General features: G+C 69.0%; 20 protein-coding genes, 1 tRNA gene and 1 pseudogene. 15 read left to right on the top strand and 7 right to left on the bottom strand.

Annotated features, from left to right (window positions below; translation table 11 throughout):
• The 8 genes from HR086_RS23455 to HR086_RS23490 all read left to right on the top strand — a co-directional run.
• Nucleotides 1–1,048: AIM24 family protein (locus HR086_RS23455; protein ID WP_174466709.1), on the top strand; the 1,048-nt coding region annotated here is incomplete at its 5' end.
• Nucleotides 1,049–1,059: 11 nt separating this feature from the next.
• Nucleotides 1,060–1,749, top strand: coding sequence for a CDP-diacylglycerol--glycerol-3-phosphate 3-phosphatidyltransferase (pgsA, locus tag HR086_RS23460; RefSeq protein ID WP_141648698.1), 690 nt, complete (start codon nucleotides 1,060–1,062; stop codon nucleotides 1,747–1,749).
• An 89-nt stretch (nucleotides 1,750–1,838) separates the two neighbouring features.
• Nucleotides 1,839–1,913 (top strand) — tRNA-Gly (locus HR086_RS23465).
• 258 nt (nucleotides 1,914–2,171) lie between these two features.
• On the top strand, nucleotides 2,172–2,954 hold the full coding sequence (locus tag HR086_RS23470) for an ABC transporter permease (RefSeq protein WP_141648699.1): 783 nt from the start codon (nucleotides 2,172–2,174) through the stop codon (nucleotides 2,952–2,954).
• A gap of 9 nt (nucleotides 2,955–2,963) precedes the next feature.
• Complete coding sequence (locus HR086_RS23475; protein ID WP_141648700.1) at nucleotides 2,964–4,256, top strand: ABC transporter ATP-binding protein; 1,293 nt, start codon at nucleotides 2,964–2,966, stop codon at nucleotides 4,254–4,256.
• 75 nt (nucleotides 4,257–4,331) lie between these two features.
• The gene (locus HR086_RS23480; RefSeq protein ID WP_373564350.1) at nucleotides 4,332–8,147 is read left to right on the top strand and encodes a glycosyltransferase; all 3,816 of its coding nucleotides are present in this window, start codon (nucleotides 4,332–4,334) and stop codon (nucleotides 8,145–8,147) included.
• 224 nt (nucleotides 8,148–8,371) lie between these two features.
• Entirely contained in the window at nucleotides 8,372–10,393 is a 2,022-nt protein-coding gene (locus HR086_RS23485; protein ID WP_174463452.1) for a methyltransferase domain-containing protein, read from the top strand.
• On the top strand, nucleotides 10,390–12,681 hold the full coding sequence (locus tag HR086_RS23490; RefSeq protein WP_174463453.1) for a glycosyltransferase: 2,292 nt from the start codon (nucleotides 10,390–10,392) through the stop codon (nucleotides 12,679–12,681). The genes HR086_RS23485 and HR086_RS23490 overlap by 4 nt, the downstream gene beginning before the upstream one ends.
• A gap of 63 nt (nucleotides 12,682–12,744) precedes the next feature.
• Here the strand turns inward: HR086_RS23490 and HR086_RS23495 are convergent, their stop codons facing one another.
• The 3 genes from HR086_RS23495 to HR086_RS23505 are packed head-to-tail and all read right to left on the bottom strand — an operon-like array spanning nucleotide 12,745 to nucleotide 17,358.
• Nucleotides 12,745–14,937 (bottom strand): glycosyltransferase, encoded by a 2,193-nt coding sequence (locus HR086_RS23495; RefSeq protein ID WP_174466710.1) that lies wholly within the window; start codon nucleotides 14,935–14,937, stop codon nucleotides 12,745–12,747.
• Nucleotides 14,938–14,957: 20 nt separating this feature from the next.
• On the bottom strand, nucleotides 14,958–15,725 hold the full coding sequence (locus HR086_RS48640) for a hypothetical protein (RefSeq protein WP_254626442.1): 768 nt from the start codon (nucleotides 15,723–15,725) through the stop codon (nucleotides 14,958–14,960).
• The gene (locus HR086_RS23505) at nucleotides 15,715–17,358 is read right to left on the bottom strand and encodes a glycosyltransferase (protein ID WP_373564351.1); all 1,644 of its coding nucleotides are present in this window, start codon (nucleotides 17,356–17,358) and stop codon (nucleotides 15,715–15,717) included. The genes HR086_RS48640 and HR086_RS23505 overlap by 11 nt, the downstream gene beginning before the upstream one ends.
• Nucleotides 17,359–17,477: 119 nt before the next feature.
• On the opposite strand from HR086_RS23505, the gene rfbB reads away from it, so the two are divergent.
• From rfbB to rfbC, 4 genes are read left to right on the top strand one after another with little or no spacing between them, the layout of a single operon-like run.
• Nucleotides 17,478–18,503, top strand: a complete 1,026-nt coding sequence (gene rfbB / locus HR086_RS23510; RefSeq protein ID WP_174455825.1) for a dTDP-glucose 4,6-dehydratase — start codon at nucleotides 17,478–17,480, stop codon at nucleotides 18,501–18,503.
• A 1-nt stretch (nucleotide 18,504) separates the two neighbouring features.
• Complete coding sequence (locus tag HR086_RS23515) at nucleotides 18,505–19,407, top strand: SDR family oxidoreductase (RefSeq protein WP_174463456.1); 903 nt, start codon at nucleotides 18,505–18,507, stop codon at nucleotides 19,405–19,407.
• A gap of 15 nt (nucleotides 19,408–19,422) precedes the next feature.
• Entirely contained in the window at nucleotides 19,423–20,304 is an 882-nt protein-coding gene (gene rfbA, locus HR086_RS23520; protein ID WP_174455823.1) for a glucose-1-phosphate thymidylyltransferase RfbA, read from the top strand.
• Nucleotides 20,301–20,846, top strand: coding sequence for a dTDP-4-dehydrorhamnose 3,5-epimerase (rfbC, locus tag HR086_RS23525; protein ID WP_174455822.1), 546 nt, complete (start codon nucleotides 20,301–20,303; stop codon nucleotides 20,844–20,846). Before rfbA ends, rfbC begins: the two co-directional genes overlap by 4 nt.
• Nucleotides 20,847–20,876: 30 nt before the next feature.
• Here the strand turns inward: rfbC and HR086_RS23530 are convergent, their stop codons facing one another.
• Complete coding sequence (locus HR086_RS23530; protein WP_174466711.1) at nucleotides 20,877–21,317, bottom strand: SRPBCC domain-containing protein; 441 nt, start codon at nucleotides 21,315–21,317, stop codon at nucleotides 20,877–20,879.
• Nucleotides 21,318–21,368: 51 nt separating this feature from the next.
• Between HR086_RS23530 and HR086_RS23535 the strand changes: the two genes are divergently transcribed.
• Entirely contained in the window at nucleotides 21,369–21,698 is a 330-nt protein-coding gene (locus tag HR086_RS23535; RefSeq protein ID WP_141646883.1) for a helix-turn-helix transcriptional regulator, read from the top strand.
• Nucleotides 21,699–21,745: 47 nt separating this feature from the next.
• Here HR086_RS23535 and HR086_RS23540 read toward each other — a convergent pair whose 3' ends face one another.
• Together HR086_RS23540 and HR086_RS23545 are read right to left on the bottom strand one after the other, a co-directional pair.
• On the bottom strand, nucleotides 21,746–23,428 hold the full coding sequence (locus HR086_RS23540; protein WP_217441922.1) for a hypothetical protein: 1,683 nt from the start codon (nucleotides 23,426–23,428) through the stop codon (nucleotides 21,746–21,748).
• A gap of 187 nt (nucleotides 23,429–23,615) precedes the next feature.
• Nucleotides 23,616–24,398 (bottom strand): AAC(3) family N-acetyltransferase, encoded by a 783-nt coding sequence (locus tag HR086_RS23545; protein ID WP_174466712.1) that lies wholly within the window; start codon nucleotides 24,396–24,398, stop codon nucleotides 23,616–23,618.
• Between the two features lie 189 nt (nucleotides 24,399–24,587).
• Between HR086_RS23545 and HR086_RS23550 the strand changes: the two genes are divergently transcribed.
• The gene (locus HR086_RS23550; protein ID WP_141646891.1) at nucleotides 24,588–25,613 is read left to right on the top strand and encodes an LLM class flavin-dependent oxidoreductase; all 1,026 of its coding nucleotides are present in this window, start codon (nucleotides 24,588–24,590) and stop codon (nucleotides 25,611–25,613) included.
• Nucleotides 25,614–25,747: 134 nt separating this feature from the next.
• A complete protein-coding gene (locus HR086_RS23555; RefSeq protein ID WP_141646881.1) occupies nucleotides 25,748–26,077 on the top strand; it encodes a hypothetical protein in 330 nt (109 codons plus the stop codon).
• Between the two features lie 104 nt (nucleotides 26,078–26,181).
• On the opposite strand, the pseudogene HR086_RS23560 reads toward HR086_RS23555, so the two are convergent.
• Nucleotides 26,182–26,565: pseudogene (locus tag HR086_RS23560) on the bottom strand (serine/threonine protein kinase); the annotation flags it as partial.

Below are 26,565 nucleotides of genomic sequence, written 5' to 3' on the forward strand. Positions count from 1 at the left end.
GCCCCCGCCGGTCCCCGTGCCTCCACCCGCTCGCGAGGTGGCTCCGCCGCCTCCCGCGGTGGACGCCGCGCCGAGGGATGAGGAGATCCGCTTCGCGGAGGACGAGGGCCCGAGCGCGCTGAGCGACAGCGACGGCGAGGGCGGTCCGGTGCTCACGGCCGCGCCCGAGGAGACGGTGGACCTGGAGGAGGAGACTCCCGCCGCCACCGCTCCGACTCCGAACGGCGACGAGGCGCCCCGGGATGTGGCCACCGTGCCGACGCCGGTGCCCCTCACGAAGCTGCAGCTCACCAAGGTCGCCGCGCGCGGCGCGGATGCCGCTCTGACGGAGAAGGCCGCCGCCGCGCCTCGGCGGGGCGTGTCCGGCGCGAGCGCCCCGGGGGCGACGGGGACCCTGGTGTCCACGGCGCCACTGCTGTCGGAGCTGGCGCCCTCGCTGTCCCTGGATGACGAGCGGGGAGGGCGTCCCTTCGTGTTGGGCGAGGGGCGCTTCAGCGTGGCGGTGGACGGGGAGCTGTTGACCCGGTTGGATGGCGTGGTGGCGCTGCGGGGGCAGTTGGCGTTCCAGCCGGAGATGAAGCGCTTCCGGGGACGGGCAACGGACAAGCCCTTTGGCGAAGGGCCGTCGCGGATGGTCCGGGCGAAGGGGCACGGGGTGCTCCACCTGGAGCCCGCCGAGCGCCGCACCTTCCTCGTGGTGGACCTGGGCGAGGACTCGGCCTACTTCCGGGACGAGAACGTCTTCGCCTTCGAGGAGCCGGTGATGTTCGAGAATGGCCGGGTGCCGTCGGACATCGCCCCGGACCTGGACCTGGTCCACCTGCGCGGGCAGGGACAGGTGCTGCTCAGCCTGCCGGGGCCGCTGCGCTCGGTGCAGGTGCGCCCGGATGCGCCGGTGACGGTGCCCCTGACGCACCTGGTGGGCTGGCAGGGCAACCTGACGCCCCGGGTCGTGCCCCTGCTCAAGTCCCCCGCCGGCGAGTCGCTGCGCACTGCGGTGGAGCTGGGGGGCGAAGGTTTTGCCCTCATCGCCCTCGGGGTTCGCTAGAAGAGCGCGCCATGGCCACGGACCGAGCGACCCGGAAGCAGCGCAAGCGGGAGGAGCGGGCGCGCCGGCGCGCGGAGCGCAAGCCCAGCGTGCTGGTGCAGGAGTTCTGGAACCTCCCCAACATGCTCACGTTGGGACGCATCCTCCTCATCCCTCCGTTCGTCTGGTTCCTCTACGACGCGGACCCGCTCAACTCCCTCTTCGCGGGCCTGGTCTTCGCCGTCGCCTCCATCACCGACGTGGTGGACGGCTACCTGGCGCGCAAGTGGAACCTCATCACCGTCGTCGGCAAGTTCATGGACCCGCTGGCCGACAAGCTCATCGCCATGGCCGCGCTGGTGATGATGGTGCGGCTGGGGCGCATCGCCGCGTGGGTCGTCATCGTCCTGCTCGCGCGCGAGCTCATCGTCAGCGGTCTGCGCACCATCGCCGCGAGCGAGGGCATGGTCATCGCCGCCGGCCAGGAGGGGAAGTGGAAGACGTCCCTCCAGCTCGTGGGCATCATTTCACTCTGCGTTCACTACGTGCACCCGCTGACGCTCGGCTCGTTCAGCACGCCGGTGGACTACAACCTCGTGGGCAAGGTGCTCGTCTACTTGTCTGGCGCGTTCTCGGTCTGGAGCGCCGTCGTCTACTTCCGCGCGTTCCTCGCCATGCTTGCGAAGCGAGGGGATGAAACGTCGGCTGCGAAAAGTGTTTGACGTGTTCGGAGGGCCTCTGTATACCCCACCTCACTTCGGACGCGGCGCCGACGCGGGGCGCGGACGAGAGGGAAGTCGCAGTACCTGATGCGGGAATAGCTCAGCGGTAGAGCATCGCCTTGCCAAGGCGAGGGTCGAGGGTTCAAATCCCTTTTCCCGCTCCAATACGAAGGCCCCCTGGGAAACCAGGGGGCCTTTTTGTTTTGGCTCAATCACACGCATGACTGTCTTGTCCTCGGCGACCCCGCATGGCGGCGCGTCTGGGACAACGCTTCCTTGCCCTGGGGGATGGGAGTGCTGGCGCGCGTGGTGGGCCTGCCCGAGCGGTGGGCGGACGGCCCTGTTGCGTCATGGTGGTGATGCGTGCGGGGCCATCTGCCGGCCTCGCTCCCACCCGGGCCCTGCTATAGAAGGGCCCCCTCATGATTCGCCTCGTCCGAGAACTGTACCAATACCGGGGCCTGCTGCTCAGCCTCGTCCAGCGGGAGCTCAAGGCGCGTTATCGCGGCTCGTTTCTGGGCTTCCTCTGGACGTTCCTGAATCCCACGCTGCACATGCTGGTGTACGCGCTGCTGTTCACCGTGGTGATGCGGGCGAGCACCCCGAACTACTCGTACTTCATGTTCGTGGGGCTCCTGCCGTGGATCTGGTTCTCCTCGTCGCTGGGCGCGGGGGCGAGCGCCATCAGTGACCGGCGCGACCTGATGACGAAGGTGCGCTTCCCGGCGCAGGTGCTGCCCACGACGGTGGTGCTGACGAACCTCAGCAACTACCTGCTGTCGCTGCCACTGATGGTGGGGCTGGGCTTGTTCCACGGCCAGGTCCCCACCTGGCACGTCATCGCCTTCCCGGTGGTGGTCCTCATCCAGCTCATCTTCACGCTGGCGATGACGTACATCCTGGCCGCCATCAACGTCACGTTCCGGGATTTGCAGCACATCGTCGGCAACATCCTGACGATGTGGTTCTTCACCACGCCGGTGCTCTACCAGGCCTCCACCATCCTCGACGAGAGGGTCCGCACGGCGGTGCTGGTGGTGAACCCGATGTCCAGCCTGATGCTCTCCTACCAGGCCATCTTCTACGAGCACCGGTTGCCGGACCCCCTGCCCCTGGCGGCACTGGCCCTCTTCTCGCTGGCGCTGCTCTGGGGCGCCTCGATCCTCTTCGAATCCCGCCGCGAGGAGTTCGCGGAGTCCATCTGAGCCGTCGCCATGCAGGAACCCCTCGACGCCATTGTCTTGCGCGATGTCGTGAAGAGCTTCCGGAAGAGGACCATCCGGGGCGAGTACACGACCTTCAAGTCCGAGCTGCTGCGCTGGTTGCGCGGCCAGCGCCAGCCCCGAGAGGGTGGTCTCATCACCGCCCTGCGCGGCATCAACCTGAGCATCCCTCGCGGCAAGACGGTCGCCATCATCGGCCGTAACGGCTCCGGCAAGAGCACCCTGCTCAAGCTCATCACCGGCATCTACACGCCGACCTCCGGGGTCATGGAGATCAACGGCCGCATCTCCGCGCTGCTGGACCTGGGCGCGGGGTTCCACCCGGACTTCTCCGGCCGGGAGAACATCCTCATCAACGGCATCATCCTCGGCATGTCGCGCGCGGAAGTGCGCGAGCGGATGGATGACATCATCGCCTTCAGCGAGCTGGGTGAGTTCATCGACGAGCCGGTGCGGACGTACTCCAGCGGCATGTACATGCGGCTGGCGTTCGCGGTGGCCACGCACGTGGACCCGGACATCCTCATCGTCGACGAGATTCTCGCCGTGGGCGACGAGCACTTCAGCAAGAAGAGCATGGCGAAGATGACGGAGTTCAAGAAGCGCGGGAAGACCATCGTCCTGGTCACCCACGACTTGAGCACCGTGGAGCGCTGGTGTGACGAGGCCGCGTGGATTGACGGTGGCTACATCCGCCGCGTGGGTCGTCCCTCGGAGGTCGTCGCCGAGTACAAGCAGGCCATCGCCCTGGCCGAGGCCCAGTCGGTGGTCTTCACGCCCCCGGCGCTGACCGAGGGCGGCGGCGCGCTGCCCCAGGTGAACGTGCCCGGCGCGGACGCGCCCGTGCGCCTGTCCGGCCTGCGGTTGTTGAGCCCCTCGGGGGAGGTGGCCCCGCAGCTGTCGCCCGAGGCCGCCGTGGAGGTCTGCGTGGACTTCACGACGCAGGGTTCGTACGAGGACCTGGTGTTCGAGGTGGCGCTCCAGACGCTGGAGGGGCGCCCGCTCTACGAGACGAGCACCCGGGTGGAGTCGGTGTCGTTGCCCAAGGAACTGCCAGCCTCGGGGCGGGTGCGCTTCGTGCTGGAGCGCCTGGGGCTCCTGGCGGGGACCTATGTGTGCGAGGTGACGGCGCGCACGGCCGGGGGTGTGTCCCGGGAGACCTGCACCTTCGTGGTGAACTCCTCCGTGGCGGAGCGCGGGGTGTTCCGCCCCGTGCATCACTGGGTGGTGGAGTCCGTCCCGGTGTCAGTGGTACCCGCGCTCGCGGGCGTGGGTCATCCCTGAGTGGGGCGGGTGGGCTCGCGTCGCGAGGGGGCGTATCCGTAAGGCCGGCACGCGAACGAGAGAGAAGGTACGGCGGTGAAGACAGTGCTGGAGAAGCTCGCCGGTGACACGGGGGCGCCCGATGCGGCGCCGGGTGCGGGGGACCTGGCTCGGATGGTCGCGGTGGTGCGCGCGCTGCTGGACTCGCGCCGCCCCTGCCTGCCCGAGGCCTGTGAGGAAGTGGCGGCACTGGAGGGCGCGCTGCGGCTGCTCACCGAGCACCTCCATCGCGCGCGTCCAGAGGGCGCGCATGCGCTGTCGCCGCTCCAGGAGGCCGCGCGGTGGGCGGTGCCCCACGAGTTCGCGGTGCCGGAGTCGCACCGCGCCGCCCGCCTGGGCAAGGTGGTGACTGCCACCAAGCGCGCCTTCATCGAGGGACTGCAGCCCTTCCACGTCGAGTCGCTCCGCCCGCAAGCGGACTTCAACAAGGCCGTGGTGCGGGTGCTGGAGTACCTGACGGTGCACCGCGCCCTGGGGCTCGGCGAGGACCTGTCGGCGTGGGCGCGCGCGCAGCTCGAGCCCAAGGCCGACCCGACGCGCTGGAAGGTGCAGCGCTCACACCGGGCCGGCGCGCTAGGCTCTCTGGTGCAGGCCGCCAAGCGCTCCTATCTCTCCGCGGCGGGCTCCCTGTTGGAGGGGTTGCTGCGAGGCCAGGCGGAATGGAACGCGGCCATGGTGGAGGCCGTCGTCGCCGCATCCGGGCCCCGGGCTCCGGACGAGGCCACGGGCGCGAAGTGGGTGGCGAGCCTGTGCGAGCGCAATGACCCGCTGCGGCCGGAGGCGATGTCCCGGACGCTGCGCGCGGGAGCTCCCCTGTGGACCGAGCTGTTGCGTCGACAGACTCGCTTCAACGAGCAGGCGGTGCTGGCGCTGGCGGGGGTGTTGGGGACGCGCACGCCTCCTCCCCGGCCACCGGAACTCGGCGACTATGAAGGCTGGTGTGCTCGTCGGGAGCCGGCGGATATCGGCGCGGCGCGCGAGGCCCTCTCGTCACTGACGGCGCGGCCTCGGGTGTCGCTCATCACTCCCGTATCCGACACGCCCGAGTCCGTCTTCCGCGAGTGCGCGGACTCCGTGCGGGCGCAGGTGTATCCCGACTGGGAATGGGTGCTGGTGGATGACGCCAGCACGGCCCCTCATGTCGCGGCGATGTTGCGCGAGGCGGCGGCCCAGGACGCGCGCATCCAGGTCGTCTCGCTGGAGCGCGACGGGGGCCCGGCCCGGGCGACGAACGCGGGACTGGCCGTGGCGACGGGCGAGTGGGTGGGCTTCCTGGACCCCGACGCCATGTTGGCGCCGCACGCGTTGGCGGAGGTGGTGTTGGCCACCTCGGCGGAGCCCTCGCTCGGCGTCGTCTACAGCGACGAGGACGGACTGGACACGGAAGGGCGGCGCACTTCTCCCTTCTTCAAGCCGGACTGGTCTCCCGACCTGCTGCGCTCGGTGAACTACGTCCGCCACTTCCTCGTCGCGCGCAAGAGTCTGCTGGAGGCGGTGGGGGGCGTGCGCGAGGGGTTCGACGACTCGTGGGACTTCGACCTGATGCTGCGGTTGAGCGAGGCCACGAGCGGTATCGGCCACGTGGCGAAGGTGCTCTACCACGGTCGCTCCCGGCCGCTGTCCTCCTCCGGCGAAGCGGTGGGGCTGGCCCAGGTGACGGACGCGGGGGAGCGGGCACTGCGGGAGCACCTGGAGCGTCGCTCGGAGTCGGCCGAGGTGACGAGCCCCGCGCCCGCCCAGTACCGGGTGCGCTACCCGGTGAGGGGCACGCCCAAGGTCTCCATCATCGTCCCGTTCAAGGACCGGCCGGACCTGCTGGAGTTGCTGGTGCCGGGGCTGCTCTCGCGCACCACGTATCCCTACTTCGAGGTGCTGCTGGTCTCCAACAACAGCACGAAGCCGGAGACCTTCGCGTTGCTGGAGCGGCTCACGGACCCCCGGCTGGTGAAGCTGACGTGGGACTTCCCCTTCAACTATCCCGCCATCAACAACTGGGCGGCGAAACAGGCCACCGGCGAGCTGCTCCTCTTCCTCAACAACGACATGGAGGTGGTGGACCCCGGCTGGCTGGAGGAGCTGGTGTCGCAGGCCCAGCGGCCGGAGGTGGGCGCGGTGGGGTGCAAGCTGCTCTTCCCCGAGGGGACGGTGCAACACGCGGGGGCGGTGGTGGGCATCACCGGCATGGCGGGGCATCCCTTCTGGCGCCTGCCGGACGGCCCCATCTCCACGCCCTTTGGCCACACCGACTGGACGCGCAACTGGCTGTCCGTCACCAGCGCCTGCGTCATCTTCCGGCGAGACGTCTTCGAGGGACTGGAGGGCTTCGACGAGCGCTTCCAGGTGTGTGGCAGCGACGTGGACATCGGCCTGCGGCTGAACCAGCGCGGGCTCCGGGTGGTGTACACGCCGCACGCGCGGCTCATCCACCACGAGTCCGCCAGTCGTCGCGCGGATGCCGTCCCGGAGTCCGACTACTGGCGCTCCTATGTCTCCTATCGCCCCTGGCTGGGCGAGAAGGGCGACCCCTTCTACAACCCCAACCTCTCGCTGCTCGGCACCGACTGCACGCTGCGCCAGCACGCGGAGACGGGTGAAACGCTGGCCCTGCGCACGCTGACCCATGACGTGCCCAGCGCCCAGGACGCGGCGATGGAGGCGCGGGCCCTCGCGCAGCGCCACCTCGTGGAGCACCTGGGGGAGCTGGACTTCACGCCGGAGCAGGCGGAGGAGTCGCGCGCGACAGCCCCGGCGGCGCTGGCCGCACTGCGCTCACGCGGCAAGGTGCGCACGGCGTCCTGGTTCATCCCCGCCTTCGGCCACGTCTACGCGGGCATCCACACGTTGTTCCGCTTCGCGGAACTGATGCACCGCCGCCACGGTGTGCGCAGCGACTTCATCGTGTACGACAAGCCCGGGGCCAGCCCCGGTGACTTCGAGGCGCGCGCGGCCACCGTGTTCCCGGAGGCGGCGGGCGCCTTCCGCGTCCTCTCCGGCGCGGCGGACCTGGACCAGCTCCCCGCGTGCGATATGGCCATCGCGACCTACTGGACGTCCGTTTACCAGGTGCTGCGTCACCCACGCGCGGGTGTGCGCACGTACTTCGTCCAGGACTACGAGCCCATGTTCTTCGCGGCGGGCACCCAGTCCGCGCTGGCGGAGCAGACGTACCAGCTGGGCTTCCAGGGCATCTTCAACACCCCGGGCCTGCGCGACACGGTGCGGGCGCTGCACGGCATGGACGGCTTCGCCTTCGAGCCCGCGGTGGATGGCGCGCTCTTTCATGACCGGCGCCCCGCGCGTCGGGGGCCCGTGCGTGTCTTCTTCTACGGACGTCCGGGCAACGAGCGAAACGGCTTCGAGCTGGGGCTCGCGGCGCTGACACGACTCAAGCGCGAGCTGGGCCCGGCGGTTGATATTGTTACAGCTGGAGCTGAGTGGCACCCGGAGTCGTATGGCGTTCGTGGCCTGGTGACAAATCTGGGCGTGCTCCCCGCGGAGCGTACGGCGGCGCTCTACCGAGAGTGTGACGTGGGGCTGTGCTTCATGTTCACCCGGCACCCGTCCTACCTGCCGCTGGAGATGATGGCGTGCGGGATGACGGTGGTGACGAACGACAACCGCGCCAACCACTGGCTGCTGGAGGACGGGAGCAACTGCCTGCTGGCCGCTCCGACGCCGGGCTCGGTGCTGGCGCGCCTGCGGACGGCGGTGATGGACGGGGACCTGCGCGTCCGGCTCGGGAGTCGCGCCGCCGAGCGCGTGCGGCGCACGACGTGGGAGCAGCAGGTGGACCAGATGATGGAGCATCTGCTGGGGCTGGAAGTCGGCCCGGCCCGCTCGGCCGCCGAGTGAAAGAGGTCACTCTGGGCCCGCCTGGCTGGTGAGAGGCCGGGCGGATAGCCGAGAATGAAGAAAACTCCAATGCGTCCGGGGTCCTCCCCGGTCGCTTTTACCCTTCACTTTCAGCGCGTCTCTTGCCTGACTGCCGCCAGGCATGGGAATGGTTGCGCTGCTGCGGGAACTCCGCTGGCAACCCTCCTTCGGTTCATGCAGGCGGCGTAACTCCACATCGGCACATGTACAAAGACATCAAGAGCGAGGGCCCGAATGGGGACGTGGCCCAGATGCGCGACAGTCTCCATTTCTGGAAGACGACCAACGGCCACTCCTATCGGGAACTGGTGAGGGTCCGCGAAGGGCAGGGGCACCTCGCGTACGGTCAGCAGGAACGTCTGCTGACCGCGCTCATCCGCTCCGAACAGCGCCGGTTGGACCGCGCACTGTCCGTGTTGGAGTTTGGCTGTGGCTTCGGCCGGCACGCGACCTCCCTCTCCCAGCTCTCCCAGGTGCGCTACCACGGGTACGACATCTCGGAGTCCATGACGGAGCCGCTGCGTCTGGAGCCGCCCGCCTCGCTGCGCCCCGTCGAGGAGCGCATCTTCTGCGGGGACGACCCGCTCATCGCGGTGGGGGGACGGCGGTTCGACCTCGTCTTCTCCGTCTCCACGCTCGTGCACAACCCGAGCGAGCGCATCCCCGCGCTGCTGGAGACCATGGGGCAGATGGTGCTGCCCGGCGGCATGCTGGTGCTGGTGGAGAACCCGCTGATGCCCACCAGCGTGTGGGACCCCTCGTGTCATCCGGGCTCCTGGCACCACGCCTTCGCGGACCTGCTCCCGGAAGGGTGGGATTTGCACCACGGGCCGGGTCTCGTGGACCACCAGGACGTCTATGTCCTCAAGCGCCAGCCGGGCCATGGCCGGCGCTACTTCCAGCTCGTGGGCCCCGAGGCCCCGCGCGATGAGTCCCAGCCGCTGACGTTGGAAGCGCTGCACGCGCGCGCCATGCCCCGGTTGCTGGAGTGGGCGGGCAGGGCCAGCAAGTCCCTGTCGACGCCCGCCGCGAACAGCGAGGCGCGGGTGGCGGAGCTGACCGAGCGCCTGGCGGTGGAGTCCGAGCGCTTCGAGCGCCGCCAGCGGCTTCAGGCGCTGTCGGATGACCTGGCCCGCCTGCGAGCCTCACGAGCGCCGTTTCCGGACGCACCGGCCCCGCATGTGCCGGCGACCTCGTCGGTCCCTGGCTTCATCCTCAACGCCGCGCTGGACACCCGCTGGTCCGCCGACCTGCCCCAGTTCAGGAAGTTGATGCATGTCTTTCATCAGGACTGGCACGGCATCCGCGCCGCCGCCGGATACCTGCCGGGCCAGAAGCTGGCCATCGCGTCCGACCGTGTGTTGGACGAGCGCGAGTTGCGTGCCGCCATCGAACTTGTCGAGCGCAGCGGGTGCAGCCAGATCATCCTCCACGGCTACTCCTCCAACGCCCGCGACCTCGTGGTGCTGCTGCGCCGGGCGCTGGGCTCGTCGGTGCGAATCCTCGCGCTGTGGCATGGCTCGTCGGCGCAGTTCCACTACTCGTTCGAACTCGACTGCTTCGCGCAGCTCATCGACCTGCGGCGCCGGGGCGTCATCAACGCGCTGGCGACCGTCAAGCCGGGTATGCACCTGCTGGCCCCGGAGGTCTTCCCGAAGACGGTGCTCAACCTTCCGCCCACGTTGCCGGAGGCCGAACGCAGCCCAGCGACTCGTCGCCTCACGCGCGCCGCGCTCATCCCGACGCCCAACGACTGGCGGAAGAACTTCTTCACCAACCTCTTCGCCTGCCAGTCGTCCTCTCGTATCGACGACATCTACGTCACGGCGAACTACCGGCTGCCGGACGTCATGAAGAGCACGCGGCGCATCCATCACGTCGCGCGCCCCAGCCGCACCGAGCTGTTCGAGCTGGTTCGCCGCTGTGACATCGTCCTCAATGCCTCCCTGTCGGAGTGCCAGCCCATGACGGGACTGGAGGCGCTCGCGTTGCGCGTTCCGTGTGTGTATGGGGCGCTCAGCCTGGGCGCGCTGGATGCTCACCCCTACCAGCGGCTCGCGCAGATTTCCGGCGTGGACTCCGTGGAGGTCGTGGCCGCGGCCATCGAGCGGATGCTGGCCCTGCGCGAGCGCTCGCCCGAGGAACTCACGCAGATGATGGTGGACTACGAGCGGGCCCTCACGGTCGAAGCGGTCAAGGTCCTGGAGGAGTTCGTTCAGTCATGAGTCTGCGTCGCGTTTGCCTCGTCACGGACGAGATGTATCCGTTCACCGCGGGCGGCATCGGCCGTGTCCTTCACAACCTCGTCGAGGACTCGCTTCGTCGTGAACTGGACTTGGAGCTCCACCTGCTGTTCCCGGCGCGCACGACGGTGAATCCGCGCGAGGTGGAGCGCCACTTCCTGGGCAAGGTGAAGGCGCACGTCGCTCCGGCCCGCAGCGAGTGGGACACGAGCTTCGACGAGGGGGGTGTCTATCCTCCGCCCGGGGCGTTCACCGACACGGTTTGCCACGCCCAGTCGATGGAGCTGCTGCTCGAGCTGCGCAGGCTGGAGGAGGAAGGAACTCGCTTCGACGTCATCGAGTTCCCGGACTACCGAGGCTGGGCCTTCTGTGCCATCCAGGAGAAGCTGCTCGGCTGTGGCCTGGAGGGCGCGCAGGTGGTGGTGCGGCTGCACTCGACGGGCGGGATGCTGGCGCCTTTCGAACGCCAGTTGCTGGGCTGGGAGCACATGGGTCAGTTCGAGCTGGAGCGCAAGGCGCTGCTCGACGCGGACCTTGTCATCGCCCACATCCCTGGCGTCGCCGAGCTCAACTGCTCGTTCTACGGCTTCCCTGACTCGTGGCTGGACAAGGTCGTGCGGGAGTTTCCGCCCGTGGCTCCAAAGGCGGACCCGGTGCCGCCGCGAGGAGAGGGCGAGCCGGACCTGCTCTTCGTCACCAAGATTCAGAACATCAAGCGCACCGATGTGTTCGTCCGGGGCGCGGCCGGGTTCATGCGTCGCTTCCCGGAGTACCGGGGGAAGGCCGTCCTGGCCTGTCATACGGCCAACTCGGCGTATCTCGCCTATGTCCAGGCGCTGATTCCGGAGGACCTGCGCTCCCGCTTCCTGTTCACCGGGCCGAGCAAGGACCGCGACGCCCTGATGCGGCACGGCATCGTCGTCATTTCTTCGGACTACGAGTCGCTCAACCTCACCGCTTACGAGGCCTCCAGCGCGGGCGCCACGCTGGTGCTCAATGGTGCGTGTGTCGCATTCGCGCCAGGAAGCCCCTTCATCGATGGGGTGAATTGCTACACGTACGGCGGCTCGGTGGATGGGCTCGTGGAGGCCCTGGAGCGGGCGTGGCGTGCCCCGGCCCTGCTGCCGGTGGAGTGGACGGCGGTACCTCCGTACTGGGAGACCCCCAGGGCGGAGCCCGCCCTGTCCCGGCCGGACCCGGACGCCGACCTTCCTCGTGTCAGCGTGCTCATCACCAACCACAACCTGGGTCGCTTCCTCCCGGAGACGTTGGCGAGCATCGCGGACAGCAACTACCCGGAGATTGAAGTCATCATCGTGGATGACGCCTCGACGGGCGCGTTCGACCACGAAGTGCTTGGCCGCATCGAGGAGGCCACCCAGTCTGGCTCCAGCGGCGTGAAGCTCATCCGCAATCCCGTCAACAGGGGCCTGCCGGCCTCGCGCAACATCGGCCTGCGCGCGGCGACGGGGGACTACATCCTCCCGCTGGACGCGGACGACTGCATCAGCCCCACCTTCATCCGCCTGGCGGTGGAGGCGCTGGAGCGCCACCGGGAGTTCGACGTGGTGGTGCCGTCCACGGGCTACTTCGACTCCGACGAGGGGCGGGCGCAGCGGCGCTTCATCGACTACGCCCTCTTCATTGGCGACTGTCCATCGCTGGGCATGGTGGCCAATCGGCTGTCCTGTGCCACGTCGCTCATGCGCCGCTCGCTGTTCGAGACCCTTCGCTACAACGAGGAGATGACGAGCTACGAGGACTGGGACCTCTACCTGCGCCTGGCGCATGCGGGGCACCGCTTCCTCGTCACCAATGCGCTCCACTTCCACTACCGGCGGCGCAAGGGGTCGATGATCTCCGGCGTCAATCCGCGCCGGCATCAGGAGCTGCTCTTCCAGCTCCACCAGAACCTCTCTCGCCCGCTTCCCGCTGGAGTCCAGCTGGCGGCCTTCCTGCTCCTGGCCACGCCTCCCAACGGGGCCCGTACGGCGCCCGCGGAGCCCACGTCCGTGGCGGCGGGTGGGGAGGTTCCGCTGCGCTATGGCGTGGTGGACACCCTCAACTCCACGCTGAAGCGCCTTCCGATGATGCACCGGCTCCTCAAGCTCGCGGCCAGTGGGCTGACGCCGGAAGGCGCGGAGGCACGCCCCACGCGCTACGCACTGGTGGACCTGCTCAACCGGACGCTCAAGGCGATGCCGGTGGTCCACCCGACGATGAAGCAGGTGATGAAGACCACCAGCAAGCTGGGCATGGGGCGGCGCTGAGCCACCGCGCGTTGCTCGCGTGAAGGAAGACGTCCAGTCGGGCACCACGGCGGTGCCACGGGCTCAGCGGTCGGGTCGTGACTTGCCGCTGAGTCGGTCCGCGAGCTGGTGACGCAGGGGCCGTGAGTCGCCCTCCGCGCCCACCACCCATGAGACGGCACCGCGCAGCGTGTGGTGGACGAAGTCCATGCGCTTGAGCGTGCCGTTGAGCCGGTCGACGACCCGGGTGAGCAAGGGCCGGGGAATGGCCGCCGCGGCCTGGGCGAGGAGCCGGGCCTCTTGCTTGCGAGCCTCGCCTCGGAGGATGCGAAGCGCGCGCTCGGGATGAAGCGCGAGTCCTGGATGCTTCTGGTTCAGGTGGGCCAGCAGCCCGTCTCGCTCGGAGACGAGCGAGGTCCGCGTCATCGAGTCCATCCGCACGCGGTAGGAGAACAGGCTCTCGGGGATGACGGAGCCTTCGAGCCCGCGCTCCGCGAGCGAGCAGAAGACGTCCCAGTCCTCGAACCCGGTGAACCACTCGTCGTAGCCGCCGACTTCCTCGACGCGTCGGCGCTCCATCAGCGCGGTACACGTGGAGGCCACGTTGGCCACCCAGAGCGCGTCGCGCTCCATGCCCCACGGCACCCAGCCGCCCGTCACGCGGGTGGCGTCGTCGACGAAGTAGTTCACCAGGGACGTGGCGTAGCCCAGCCCTGGCGTGCCCTCCATCACCGCGACGGTCTTCTCCAGGAACGTCGGGGCGATGAGGTCGTCTGGGTCCAGCGGGAGGATGTAGTGCCCTCGGGCATGCTTCAGCCCGGTGTTGCGTGCCGCGCTCAGCCCGCCGTTGCGCTGGCGGACGATGCGCAGGTCCGGGGCCTGGACCCGCTCGAGCAGTTCGATGCTCTCCGCTTCGGTGGAGCCGTCGTCCACGAGGACAATCTCGTAGTCGGTGAAGGTCTGCGCGCGAATGGAGCGCAGGGTCTCCGGCAGGTAGTGCCCCATGTTGAAGTAGGGCACCAGCACCGACACGAGCGGGGTGTCCGACCTCGGCGTGCGACGCTTGGGGAGCACGCAGTGGCGCACGTCCGCCACGGACTCCACGGCGGCTTCCACCTGCTTCACGATGCTCGCGGGGGCGCAGTAATTGGCGACACGGGCAGGGGCCTCGCGGCGCACCGTCTCGCGCAGGGCGGGGAGGGTCAGCGCCTTCTCCAGCGTGGCCGCCAGGTGGGCCACATCCCCCGTGCGGAAGAGCAGTCCACTGCGCTCGTCCTCGATGAGCTCCGCCATGCCTCCCGCGTTGCTGCCTACGACGAGCGCGCCGGCGGACATGGCCTCCAGGCAGCGGTGGGGGAAGTTCTCCCACAGCGAGGGGAAGCAACACACGGAGGCGTCAGCGAGGGCGACGGCAAGCCCGGGAGTGGAGCGCGCGAGTTCGAACTGGATGCGCTCGTGCCACGCGGGAGCAATCCGGCGCTCCAGCGAGGCGCGCATGGAACGCCCGGCCGGCCCCGTCGGAGTGTCCTCTCCGATGAGGAGGAGCGTCGCGTTGACGCCTCGCTCGAAGAGCGCCTGCATCGCGTCGACGAGGAGATGGACGCCCTTCCGGTGCTCCAGCGGGCCGAAGTACAGAACCTGTGGTCGGCCTTTCTCCGCGTGTGCGGAGCGCGTCGAGGCGTCGTGAGGGAAGGGATGGGGAACGACGACGCCTCGGGTCTCCAGCTTCAGCCGCGAACGCACCTTGTCAAGCAGGGCGTGCGTGGGAGACAGGACCAGGTCCGCCTCGCGGACGGAGGTGTCCTCCATGTACTCCCACCGGGCCAGGTCCAGATCCAACGGGGAGATGCCGTTGAGAGCCCGAAGCTCGCGGGTGGGCGTGTGCAGGCGCACGGCGAGCACGGCGGAGGCGAAGTGTCCCAGCGTGCGCCGGGCCCTCAGCGCGAAGTAGCCCTCGAAGTCACGCTCGGGGAACTCGATGAAGTCGAAGGCGTGGCGTGCATGCAGCTCGCGCAGGGATGAATAGACATCCATGGCGTGGCGCATCGGAGCGAAGGGGAAGGCGCCCGCGAAGGCCGAGTCCATCTCCGAGCGAACGGCGTGCACGTGGACGCCGGGCAACAGCGTGTCGGCGCGTTCGAGGCCCGCATGAGGCGCGGTGAGGACGTGCACCTCATGGCCCGCCTCGACGAACGCGCGGCTCATCAGCGACGCATACGTGCCGATATCGCCCCCGAGAAAGGGAGAGAGTTCTCTAGAGACCAGGCAGATGCGCACGAAGACCTCGAGGGGAAAGGCTAGCGCCGACCAGAGCGGCGACGAGAGGGGCCACCCGACGGACGAGGGGGGCGCTCGGGAGACTCGTTGTTGGCGCCTTGTCGTCGCGCGGCCCGTGACGATGAGTCTGTGCTGTCCGTCTCCCGTGAGGCGCGAGGAGGGGATGCGGCCTCGCCATACGTCGTCGGCGAGGACGACCTGGTCTCTGCGCTCACCGTCTCCCGCGAGGCGTGCGGAGGAGATGCGGCCTCGCCGTCCGTCGTCGGTGCGGACGACTGCTGCTCCGTGCGCTCCGTGGTCGACGGCTCGGAAGTCACCCCGCCAGCGGCCTCATGAGAGGCGCGGCTCCGTGCCGCATCCTCGATGCGCGCGAGTCGCCGCTCCACGTCTTGCCGCCAGGTGGCCTGCGTGCGCGCGTGCTCGCGCTGGACGTCATGGATGGTCGCGAGCGCATCGAGGATGGACTCGTTGAACTCCACCTGCTTGCGGAGCGCCTCGTTGATGAATGGCTGGAAGACGAGCCGGAAGGCTTTCTTCGCGAGCACGAGCGCCGGGCCCGACAAGCCACCCCGATGTGACGTCACCGGACCGGCATAGCGGCTGTCCATCTTCCCGCGCGCCTCCTGGAGCAGCGCGGGCCAGGGCGTGGGAGTGGCGGGACGCGCGGATGCCTCCAGCGTCTGGCGCAGTGACGCGCGCGCTTCGGCGGAGGGCTCCGGCAGCTTCTGGGTCTCCTTCGCCACGGCTTCGGGCGAGGGGATACGGGTCAACAGGTCCTCAGCGCGCACGCGCATCACCTCGAACGGAGTTGAATCCTTCCAACAGCGTCATGACTGTCTCCTCGGGGCGCGACGGCTCCATCATCACCAGCCGGTCACCCAGGTGGCGGCGCGCGAACTCCACCACCGTCGACGGATGCTCGGCCGTATACGTCCCCAGGGCCCTCGCTCCCACGTGAGGCATGAGCGCCTGGGCCGAGAGAGAATCCACCCCCAGCAAGATGACCGCCTCCGAAGACACGCGCACCGCGGTCTCCAGCGACGACGAGCCGGGCAACGCTCCAGGCCCTCGTCCCACGGGCTGGTCCGGCGTGAAGTACCGCACGGACACGCCCTCCACCTGCTCGGGAGCGACCTCCAGCGAGGCCTCGGCACCACGAGGTCGGAGCGCGAGGACTCTCGCCCCAGGCAGCCTCTCCGCCAGGTGACGCGCCACGCGCGACGCCACGTCGTCGGGTCGCACGGTGTACCCAGGGCACACCAGCTCCACGGTTGTCGACTCGCGAGCCGCCACGGAGGAGGGCGCCTCCGTCACGCTCGACGTCAGCATCGCGTCGAAGGCCTCACGCACCTGCTCGGCCACGCGCGCTTGCGAGAGGACCTGGAGCCGTGCTCGCTGTGCTTCGAGCACCTGCGCTCGCAGCCCGGGGCTCCGGTCCAGCACCGCGAGCAGCTCCGCCACCTCCGCCGGGTCATCCGACAGCGTCGCGAGCCCTGCTCCCCCCAGGGTCTCCGGGACAGCCGCCGCGCCATAGGCGACGACGGGCACGTTCCGGTACATCGCCTCCAGCAAGGGCACTCCGAAGCCCTCGTGCCGGCTCATGGAGAGATACGCCGACGCGGTGGCGAAACACGCGGAGAGCTGCGCCGCGCTCACCCGGCCCAGGAAGAGGACACGCTCCGCGCCGAGCACTTCCTTGAGCCCGTGCAGGTACGCGCCATAGGCGCCATCCCGATGCAGATACCCAGCGACGACGAGCCGGCTGCGCGGCTGGTACAGCCGCTGGTACGCGGTGAAGACGCGCAGCACGTCATCCACCTTCTTGCTGGGCACCGCCCGCCCGACGAAGAGGACGTTGGCGAAACCGTCGCTCAGCTCCGCGAGCAGCGCGGGGTCCGGCTCCGCGTCGAACGCACTCCAGTCGATGGCGAACGGCAGCGTCGACACCGACGCGTAACCCGCCGCCACCAGCTCCTCGGCGCTGAAGCGCGAGTAGGCGAACGCCCGCTCGATATGGGGGCGCAGCTCGAGCAGCTCGTCCCGGGCCGCGTCACATGCGGCGGCCACCTTGCGCTCGAACCCCTCGAACAGCCGGGCAGGCGTCACGTTGTGGTACACGAGCACCTTGCGACCAGGCGCTCGGACGATGAGCGGCACGAGCCGCGACTGGAAGCTGTGATGCACCAGCAGCACGGAGTCCGGGCGGGCATGCTTCGCGTACTCGCGGACGTGCCGGACCTGGTCCTTGCAGGCGTCATCCCAGTCCTCGGCGTAGATTTCCGAGGCGAAGCCCCAGCTGCGCAAGAGGCCCTGGAGGTAACGCACCTGGTTGCCCACCGCGTCTCCCCACGCGAGTCGTGGCAGGAGCTGATGGACTTCCCGGGGACCCGACGTGGGGGAGCTGCGTCTGGATGCGTTCACGCCCGGCTCCCTTAGCGCCGCGAGGGGGAGCACACAAGCCCGAGGCCCCTGGCGCCTTGACCGTCGACGACCCCTCCGATACGCAGGCACCCTCTCTGAGCACTCGAGGCCCGCGGCACATGAACGTATTGGTGACAGGAGGGTGTGGCTTCATCGGCTCCAACCTCGTGAGGTACCTGCGACGCGAGCGACCCGAGTGGACGGTGGTCAACCTCGACCTGCTCACGTACGCGGGCAACCTGGAGAATCTGTCGGACCTCGAGGGCGACCCCCGCCATGTCTTCGTCCGGGGCGACATCGGCGACCGCGCGCAGATGGAGGAGCTGCTCTCCACGCACGCCATCGACGCCGTGCTGCACCTTGCCGCGGAGAGCCACGTGGACCGCTCCATCCTGGGGCCGGAGGTGTTCATCACCACCAACGTGCTGGGCACCCAGCGGTTGCTGGAGGCCTGCCGCGCGCGGGGCGTGAAGCGCTTCCTCATGGTCTCCACCGACGAGGTCTACGGTTCGCTGGGGCCCACGGGCGCCTTCACCGAGTCCTCGCCGCTCCAGCCCTCCAGCCCGTACTCGGCCAGCAAGACGAGCTCGGACCTGGTGGCGCTCGCGTACCACCACACGTTCGGAATGGACGTCGTCGTGACGCGGTGCTCGAACAACTACGGGCGCTACCAGTTCCCGGAGAAGTTGATTCCGCTCATGGTGGTCAACGCGCTGCATGACAAGCCGCTGCCCGTGTATGGCGACGGCGCGAACGTGCGCGACTGGCTGCACGTGGAGGACCACTGCCAGGCGTTGCTGCGCGCGCTGGAGCAGGGCCGCGCGGGCGAGGTGTACAACATCGGCGGCGGGGCGGAGCGGCGCAACATCGACATCGTGAAGGCCATCCTCGGGCTGGTGGGCAAGCCGGAGTCGCTCATCCAGTACGTGAAGGACCGGCCGGGGCATGACCGGCGCTATGCCATCGACCCGTCGAAGATTCGCGCGGAGCTGGGCTGGACGCCCGCGCACACCTTCGAGCAGGGCCTGGCGGAGACGGTGCGCTGGTACGTGGACCACCCCGCGTGGTGGGAGCGGGTGATGAGCGGCGCGTATCGGCAGTACTTCGAGACGCAGTACCGCGGTCGTCTCCAAGGGAGGGCGTGACATGCGCGTGCTCGTCACGGGCTCCAACGGACTGGTGGGAAGCCGCGCCTGTGTGCTGCTGGAGCAGCGGGGACACACGGTGGTGGGCTTCGGCCGAGGCCCCCGGCGCACGGGCGGCGAGTACGGCTACGTGTCGGTGGACCTGACGCGCGAGGCGGAGGTCGCCGCGGCGATGGAAGCCGCCGCGCCCGAAGTGGTCATCCACTGCGCCTCCATGACGGAAGTGGACGCCTGCGAGAAGGACCCGGAGGCGGCCTACGCGGGCAACGTGAACGGGACGGCGGCGGTGGCTCGCGGGGCACGCAAGGCCGGGGCGCACCTGGTGCACGTGTCCACGGACTACGTCTTCGACGGTGACGCGGGCCCCTACGACGAAGCCTCCATCCCCAACCCGCGCGGCGTCTACGCGGTGACGAAGCACATGGGCGAACAGGCGGCTCGGGTGCTCGCGCCCGGCTGCGCCATTGCCCGGACGGCGGTGGTGTACGGCTGGCCTCCGGTGGAGGGGCGGCTCAACTTCGGCGCGTGGCTGGTGATGACCCTGGAGAAGGGGCAGCCCGCGCGGCTGTTCGAGGACCAGGTCGTCTCGCCCAGTCTGGCGGACAACGTGGCGGCGATGCTGGTGGAGCTGGGCGAGCGCAAGCTCGGTGGCGTGTGGAACACCTGCGGCGGCACCGTCGTGGACCGCGTGGCCTACGGCCGGGCACTGTGCGAGGTGTTCGGGTTCGACGCGAAGCTCATCGTCCCCACGCGCATGGCGGAGCTGAAGCTGCCCAGTCCCCGTCCGCTGAAGGGCGGGCTCAAGACGGACAAGGTCCGTGGCGAGCTGGCGGCGAAACCCCTGGAACTGGCCGAATCGCTGGCGCGCTTCCACGCGACGTGGAAGGCCGCGCGCGGGCACTGACTTCGAGAGGTGGACATGAAGGGCATCATCCTCGCCGGCGGCTCGGGCACGCGGCTGTACCCACTGACCCGGGTGGTCAGCAAGCAGCTGTTGCCGGTGCACGACAAGCCGATGATCTACTACCCGCTCAGCACGCTGATGCTGGCGGGCATCCGCGACGTGCTCATCATCTCCACGCCGCAGGACCTGCCGCGCTTCCGGGAGCTGCTGTCGGACGGCACGCAGTGGGGGATGCGCTTCGAGTACGCGGAGCAGCCCCGCCCGGAGGGCCTGGCGCAGGCCTTCATCATCGGCCGTGACTTCGTGGGCAAGGACCCCGTGTCACTCATCCTGGGCGACAACATCTTCTACGGGCACGGGCTGAGCAGCCTGGTGCGCGGAGCGGCGCGGCGCGCGGCGGGCGCCACCGTGTTCGGCTATTACGTGAAGGACCCGGAGCGCTACGGCGTGGTGGAGCTGGACGCGAGCAACCGCGCGGTGAGCCTGGAAGAGAAGCCGCTCAAGCCGAAGTCGAACTACGCCGTCACCGGGCTGTACTTCTACGACAACCAGGTGCTCGACATCGCCGCCGCGCTCAAGCCGAGCAAGCGGGGCGAGCTGGAGATCACCGACGTGAACGCGGAGTACCTGCGTCGCGGTCAGCTGAACGTGGAGCTGATGGGGCGCGGGTACGCGTGGCTGGACACGGGGACGCACAGCTCGCTGATGGAGGCGTCCAACTTCATCGAGATCATCGAGCGGCGCCAGGGCCTCAAGGTGTCGTGCCCGGAGGAGATTGCGTACCGGATGGGCTACATCGACGCGAAGCAACTGGTGACGCTGGCGGAGCCGATGCTCAAGAACGAGTACGGGCAATATCTGATGTCCGTCGCGGAGAACCGGGGCGCGGTGTCATGAAGGTGACACCGCTGGAGATTCCGGAGCTGTTGTTGGTGGAGCCGAAGGTCTTCGGTGACGACCGGGGCTTCTTCATGGAGCTGTTCCACGAGAAGCGCTACGCGGACGTCGGCATCCCCGGGCCCTTCGTCCAGGACAACTACTCGCGCTCGGCGCGGGGCACGCTGCGTGGGCTGCACTTCCAGGAGCCGCAGGGGCAGGGGAAGCTGGTGCAGGTGTTCGCGGGCAGCGTGTACGACGTCGCCGTCGACGTCCGTCGCGGCTCGCCGACATTCGGCCAGTGGGTGGCGGTGGAGCTGTCCGCGGAGAACCGGCGTCAGCTCTGGATTCCGCCGGGCTTCGCCCACGGCTTCTGCGTGACGAGCGCCACCGCCGACTTCCATTACAAGTGCACCACGCTCTACGCGCCGGAGACGGAGCGCTGCATCGCCTGGAACGACCCGGACCTCGCCATCCCCTGGCCGGTGCCCGAGCCGTTGCTGTCACCCAAGGATTTGCGCGCGCCCCGACTCAAGGACGCGCCGGTGCTGCCCTCGCTGTAGCCCGAGTCGAGGGCAGCTCGGGGGGCTCCCTCAGTAGGCGCCACCCGCGCGCAGGTTGATGCCGAACTCGAGGTACGCCTTGAGACACGTCATCATGTGCATCCAGCCGCCACAGTTGTCGTAGGACGCGTCGACTCCCCGGGCGTCCTCCTTCCAGCCTGACTCGCTGATCTGCACCAACGTGCTCCGCTCATCGATGGGCTTGAAGAGCATCTCCACGCGGGTGTTGTAGCCACCGCCCGCCGCTTCCCACTCGAAGGCGATGCGCTCGTCCCTGGCCACCGTGCGGACGATGACGTCGTTCTCGCCGGGGGCCTCCGCGAACCGCCACTTCACCGTCGTGCCTTCCACCAGGGGCGCACTGGCCGCCTGCACGAAGTACCCGCTCAACTTCTTGGGGTTGACGACACCATCGAAGACCTCGGCCACCGGCTTCTGGATCTTCAACTGCACCTGGAACTTCGGCTCCATGAGGATTCTCCCGTTGGGGTTCCACTTCAATACATGTTATATTTCTATAACATGTCGAGCGAAGCCAGGGACGACCAAATTTTCAAGGCGCTGGCGGACGCGCGGCGGCGGGCGATGTTGGACCTGTTGAAGGCCGCGCCCCGGACCACGGGTGACCTGTGTGAGCACTTCGCGGCGTCCCTGGACCGGTGCACGGTGATGCAGCACCTTGGAGTTCTCGAGCGGGCGGGCCTGGTCATCGCCGTGCGGGAGGGCCGCACGCGGTGGAACTACCTCAACGCCGCGCCCTTCAAGGAGATCCACGACCGGTGGATCTCCCCCTATGCGATGGAGGCAGTGAGCCTGCTGGCGAGGATGAAGCGGGACATGGAAGAGGACTGAGGCCCCGTCGGAGGAACGTGGCGGGGCGTCCGGCCGCTCCCTGGCGCCTACAGGCTCTTCAGGAACTCGACCAACTCCGCGCGCTGCGCCGCATCCGGGACGTAGACGGCGTGGGGCGCCTTGTCTCCGCGTGCCGGGTCCAGCAGCGACGCCAGCCCCACCACGGAGCTGTCATGGAGGAAGCGGTCCTTGCGCCCCAGGTCGAGCAGGAGCGGCATGGCGGAGCCCCGCGGCTCTCCTCGGCGGCTGGCCTCCACCACCACCGTCTTGTCGTCGAAGATGTTGGCCGGGTCGTCCTGGATGGGCGCGAAGGCGATGGGTCGCACGCCCGCTTCCTCCGGACGCTGGGCAATCACCGTCGGGTTGTAGCCCGGGAAGATGCTCTTCATCGGCACGATGAAGGACGGGACGCGCTTGCCCTGGTCCACGTTGTGGCAGTTGGTGCAGCGCGCGGTGAACTGCTCCTTGCCTCGCGCGGCCAGGGTGGCGTCAAAGGTCCCCGGCGCGGGCGCGGCGAGGCTGTCGGTGTACGCATTCAAGTCCCGCAGCGCGTCCTCGTTCACGCGCAGGCCCACGGGCGCCTCTTCCGTTCCCGCCTTGTCGGAGACCTGCGTCGCGGTGATGTACGGGAAGCCCTCGCCCACCACGCCTCCCTTCCCCTTGACCTGGGTGTCCTTGAGGATGGTGAGGTAGTCGTCCGCCAGCTCGCTGCCCGCGGCCACGCCGCCCAGGGCCCGGAGGAACGCGCGGCCATCCGGCGTCACCAGGCTCGTCGGGTCCAGCAGCACGGTGTAGACGAGGTTGTTGAAGTTCTCGAGCCGAGCGATGTCGCCGGGAGTCCCCCACGGCGCCGCCAGGTCCGTCCGGAAGAAGGCCGCGATGTGCTGCTGCGCTCCCGTGCCGTCCGGGGCATCGTCGAACGTGCCCAGCGGATAGAAGGCCGGGTTGCCGACGAGCGCGTCGACCTGCGCCTCCGTGGACGTCTCCGTGAGCCCCTGGTCCGACGGCGCCCGGCCAATGGACTTGTTGCCGTTGGCGGCGAGCTTCACCTGGAGCAGCGGGTAGAGCGCGCGCGTATTGGCGGCGACCGCGAAGATGCCACCGACGTTGAGGTTGTGCGGGGTGGGCCCGTCCACCTGCTTGCCGATGGAGCCACCTCCGAGGTTGTTCGGAGACTTCACCACCGAGCCATCGGTGATGGCATGGCACAGCGCGCAGCTCACGCCGACCTTGTCGCCGCTGGCGACATCGCGCTTGCCGTCGCCATTGGTGTCCTTGACCACGACACCAATCACCGCGTTGGCGTTGATGAGCAGCAGGGTGGTGGCCGGGTCATTGAGCAAGGGGCCGCTGGTGCCTTGGCTGGCCAGCTCATTCGCCACGGCGGTCTTCGTGGCCGCGTCGAGCGCATCCACGTTGACGCTCAGGCCCGCTTGAAGCGCCTGCACGGGGGTGAGCTTCGCGGCCACGATGCCCGTGGGCAGCCGCACCGCGTCCGTCCAGAAGCCCTCGTTGCCGAAGGTCTCGAAGCGGAACACCTGCTCGCCCCGCGTCTTGTCTCCTCCCGTCAGCCGGGGGAGGTCGGGCCCCTGGTCCACCGGGCCGTCCTTCGTCTGGTTCTGGTTGACCGGGTCGCCGTTGTCCTTGTTGCTTTTCGAGCAGGCCACCTGCGATGTGGCCAAGGCCGCGGCGAGGAATACCCAGCCGACATGCCCGTGAGTCTTGTTCATCCCATCCCCCAATGCTGACGCGCTTCAAGGCGCGCTGCTATTGAGGCAAGCCGCGCATGCGAGGCACGTGCATTTCGCGCACGCCCTCGGGCCCGTCGCGCCGGCAACACCCGTGCTGATCTCCGGTGCTCAGTTCGGCCCCGGAGTCGGACCCACCCTTTCGCCGGATGACGCTTCCTCGGCGCGGTCAGGTCTCGACGCCGGTGACGCTCGTGCGGGCGACGTCGCATTCCTCGCAGCCGGCGTCCGGAGGACAGAGGAAGGTGAGCGGCGCCGAGGCAAGGTGGGCCACAGCGAGGTCCACGAGAGAGCGCGCGTCGAACAGCCGTGCGTCGGCGTTTCCGACGTTCCCCTCGCGCTGGAGGCCCCGGGCCCGAAGCCAGTCGTCGGCGAGCCGGAAGTTCCGACAGCAGTGGTCCGTCTCGGCGATCATCACCGTGCGCGCCACGCCATCGACCTCGACGACACAGGGATGGGAGACGGAGTAGGGCACCTTCGCGAGGGACTCCGCCAGATGCAGCGTCGTGTTCTCCCCCTGCGTCACCCCGAGAAGGAGGACCTGTCCGTCCAGGTCGTGAACCCGGCCCACCGGGCTGTCGGGGCCGTGCGGAGGGGAGAGCGGTTGCGGCCGACAGATGACCGCCGCATGCGGGCCCTCGGCGGCGAACGAGCCTCCCGGATGCGTGCTTCGTGAGACTCCGGGCTGTCGCCAGAACAGCTCCGCGGTGATGCCCATGTCCGTCGTCGGCGTGGACGCGGGGTCGAACACCGTCTCGCCATCGGTCATCGTGGGCATGACCAGGGTGCCGTCACGCCCGAGCACCGCGCGCAGGGCGCCAATCAACCCGAGAGGGCCTCCCTCGACGGGCCGCACCGCCTTGAAGGACGTGTGGACCAGGAGCACGCCTCCCTCGCGGACGCCCAGGGACCGGAGCTGCTCCACCATCTCCCGCTGGCTGACCTCGCGCATGGCGCCGGGAGTCTACCGGGCCTCGCGCCACACCGCTTCACGGCCCGGTGACGAGGGAGCGTCCGAGCCCTCCCGCGTTTCCCGTGCGCTCCCGGGGGCCCACGGTTAACGCTGGGACGCCGGGGGTGGTGCCGCCCGGGACGGGACGGGCCCGTCCTCCGTTCCGCGTGCATGCCCTGGGGTCCCTCGATGATTCCCTTCTCCGTTCTCGACCTCTCCCCCATCCGCCAGGGCAGTGACGCCGGTGACGCCCTGCGCTGCACGCTGGACCTGGCTCGCCATGTGGAACGCTGGGGCTATCAGCGCTTCTGGCTGGCCGAGCACCACAACATGACGGGCATCGCCAGCGCGGCCACCGCCGTCGTCATCGGCCATGTCGCGCAGGGCACCTCCACCATCCGCGTGGGCGCGGGCGGCATCATGCTCCCCAACCACTCGCCGCTCGTCATCGCCGAGCAGTTCGGCACGCTGGAGACGCTGTATCCCGGTCGCATCGACCTGGGCCTGGGCCGCGCTCCCGGAACGGACCAGCGCACCGCCTCCGCCCTGCGGCGCAGCCGCGTGGACTCCTCCGACGCGTTTCCCCAGGACGTCGCCGAACTGCAGGCCTACTTCCAGGAGCCGGAGCCCCATCAGGCCGTGCGCGCCGTGCCGGGCATGGGCCTCAAGGTGCCGCTGTGGCTGTTGGGCTCCAGTCTCTTCAGCGCGCAGCTCGCCGCCGCCATGGGCCTGCCCTTCGCGTTCGCCTCGCACTTCGCGCCGCAGCAGATGATGACCGCCCTGCGCCTGTATCGCAGCCAGTTCCGCCCGTCCGAGGTCCTCCAGAAGCCCTACGCCATGCTCGGCATCAACGTCTTCGCCGCCGACACCGAGGCCCAGGCCCAGCGCCTCTTCACGTCGCTGCTGCAAGCCTTCGTCAACCTGCGGCGCGGCCGGCCGGGACTGCTTCCAGCCCCCGTGGAGACGATGGACGGGCGCATCACCGAGTATGAGCTGGCGGAGGTCGAGTCCATGCTCGCGTGCTCCATCGTCGGCGACCCCGAGCAGGTGGGAGAGGGACTGCGCTCCTTCATCGCCGAAACCCAGCCCGACGAACTCATGGTCACCGCGCAGATCTTCGACCACACCGCGCGACTGCGCTCCTACGAACTGCTCTCCCAGGTCCACGCCCGGCTGTCCGACGACGCGAGACCCGCGCCCACCACGGGCGGGTGAGGCGCCCTGGCGTTCGGGGGCGCCTTGAGACAGCGGGCATATGTGACAGCAGATTTCGGACGTGGGAGGGACTTCATCGTAAGTCAGGGCTTATGCATGATGCTGGAGTTCCATCTCTGGCTCAGGAGTCCCCCATGAACGCCCCCCGAATCCTCGCCGCGCTGACCGCCTGCTTCTCCCTGTCCCTCCTGGCTTGCGGAGGAGGCGAGCCGACGGCGGACGCCCCCGAGACGCAGGCCCCCGTGAGCAGCGTGGAGCAGGGCATCGGCTACCCGCCGTCCTGCGCGAGCGGCGACACGCTCATCTACTGGGTGGAGAACGTACAGGCCTGCGTCCTGAAGTGCGGGTCGACGCGTCTCCCCGGTCAGCCGGCGACGCAGTACGCGGCCTGTCAGTCGAACATCTCGGGGACGAGGACGCTCATCAACGTGCGTCACTGCATCCCCGGCTGTAGCCTTGAGTAGTCGTTGCTCCGCGCGCTGACCTGGCGCTCCCCGGTCCGCTCCGATGCGTGGCTCCCTCGCGGGCCACGCCTTTGCGTGAGCGGACTTGGGTGGGACGCCTTCCGCTACTCGGAGACGTCCGGTGGCAACATCTGGCGGCACCGCGCCATGCCACGCTGTGCATCGGCGAGCCGCGGATAGTCCCGTGACACGGCCCCGTAGAGCTTGATGGCCTCCTCGCAGTTGCCCTGTTCCTCGCGCGCGCGGGCCCGTGACAGCCGCTTCGTCACGTCTTCAATCTTGCCTCCCAGCTCCGCGAGCTTCGGCTCGACGGAGTCCAGGCCCATGCTCTTGGCCAGCGCGAACTTCTCCGAGGCCTTGGCCAGCTCCCCGTTCGTGAAGTCGTCGCCGATATCGATGAGTCGATCCAGCGCGCGCTCCTTCTGCCGCTCCAGGGCCGAATCGCCCGCTCCCGCCGCGACACCCTCGGCGGAGGGCGGGGCATGCTC

This window comes from Myxococcus sp. CA039A (genome assembly GCF_013336645.1).
Lineage (GTDB): Bacteria > Myxococcota > Myxococcia > Myxococcales > Myxococcaceae > Myxococcus > Myxococcus llanfairpwllgwyngyllgogerychwyrndrobwllllantysiliogogogochensis.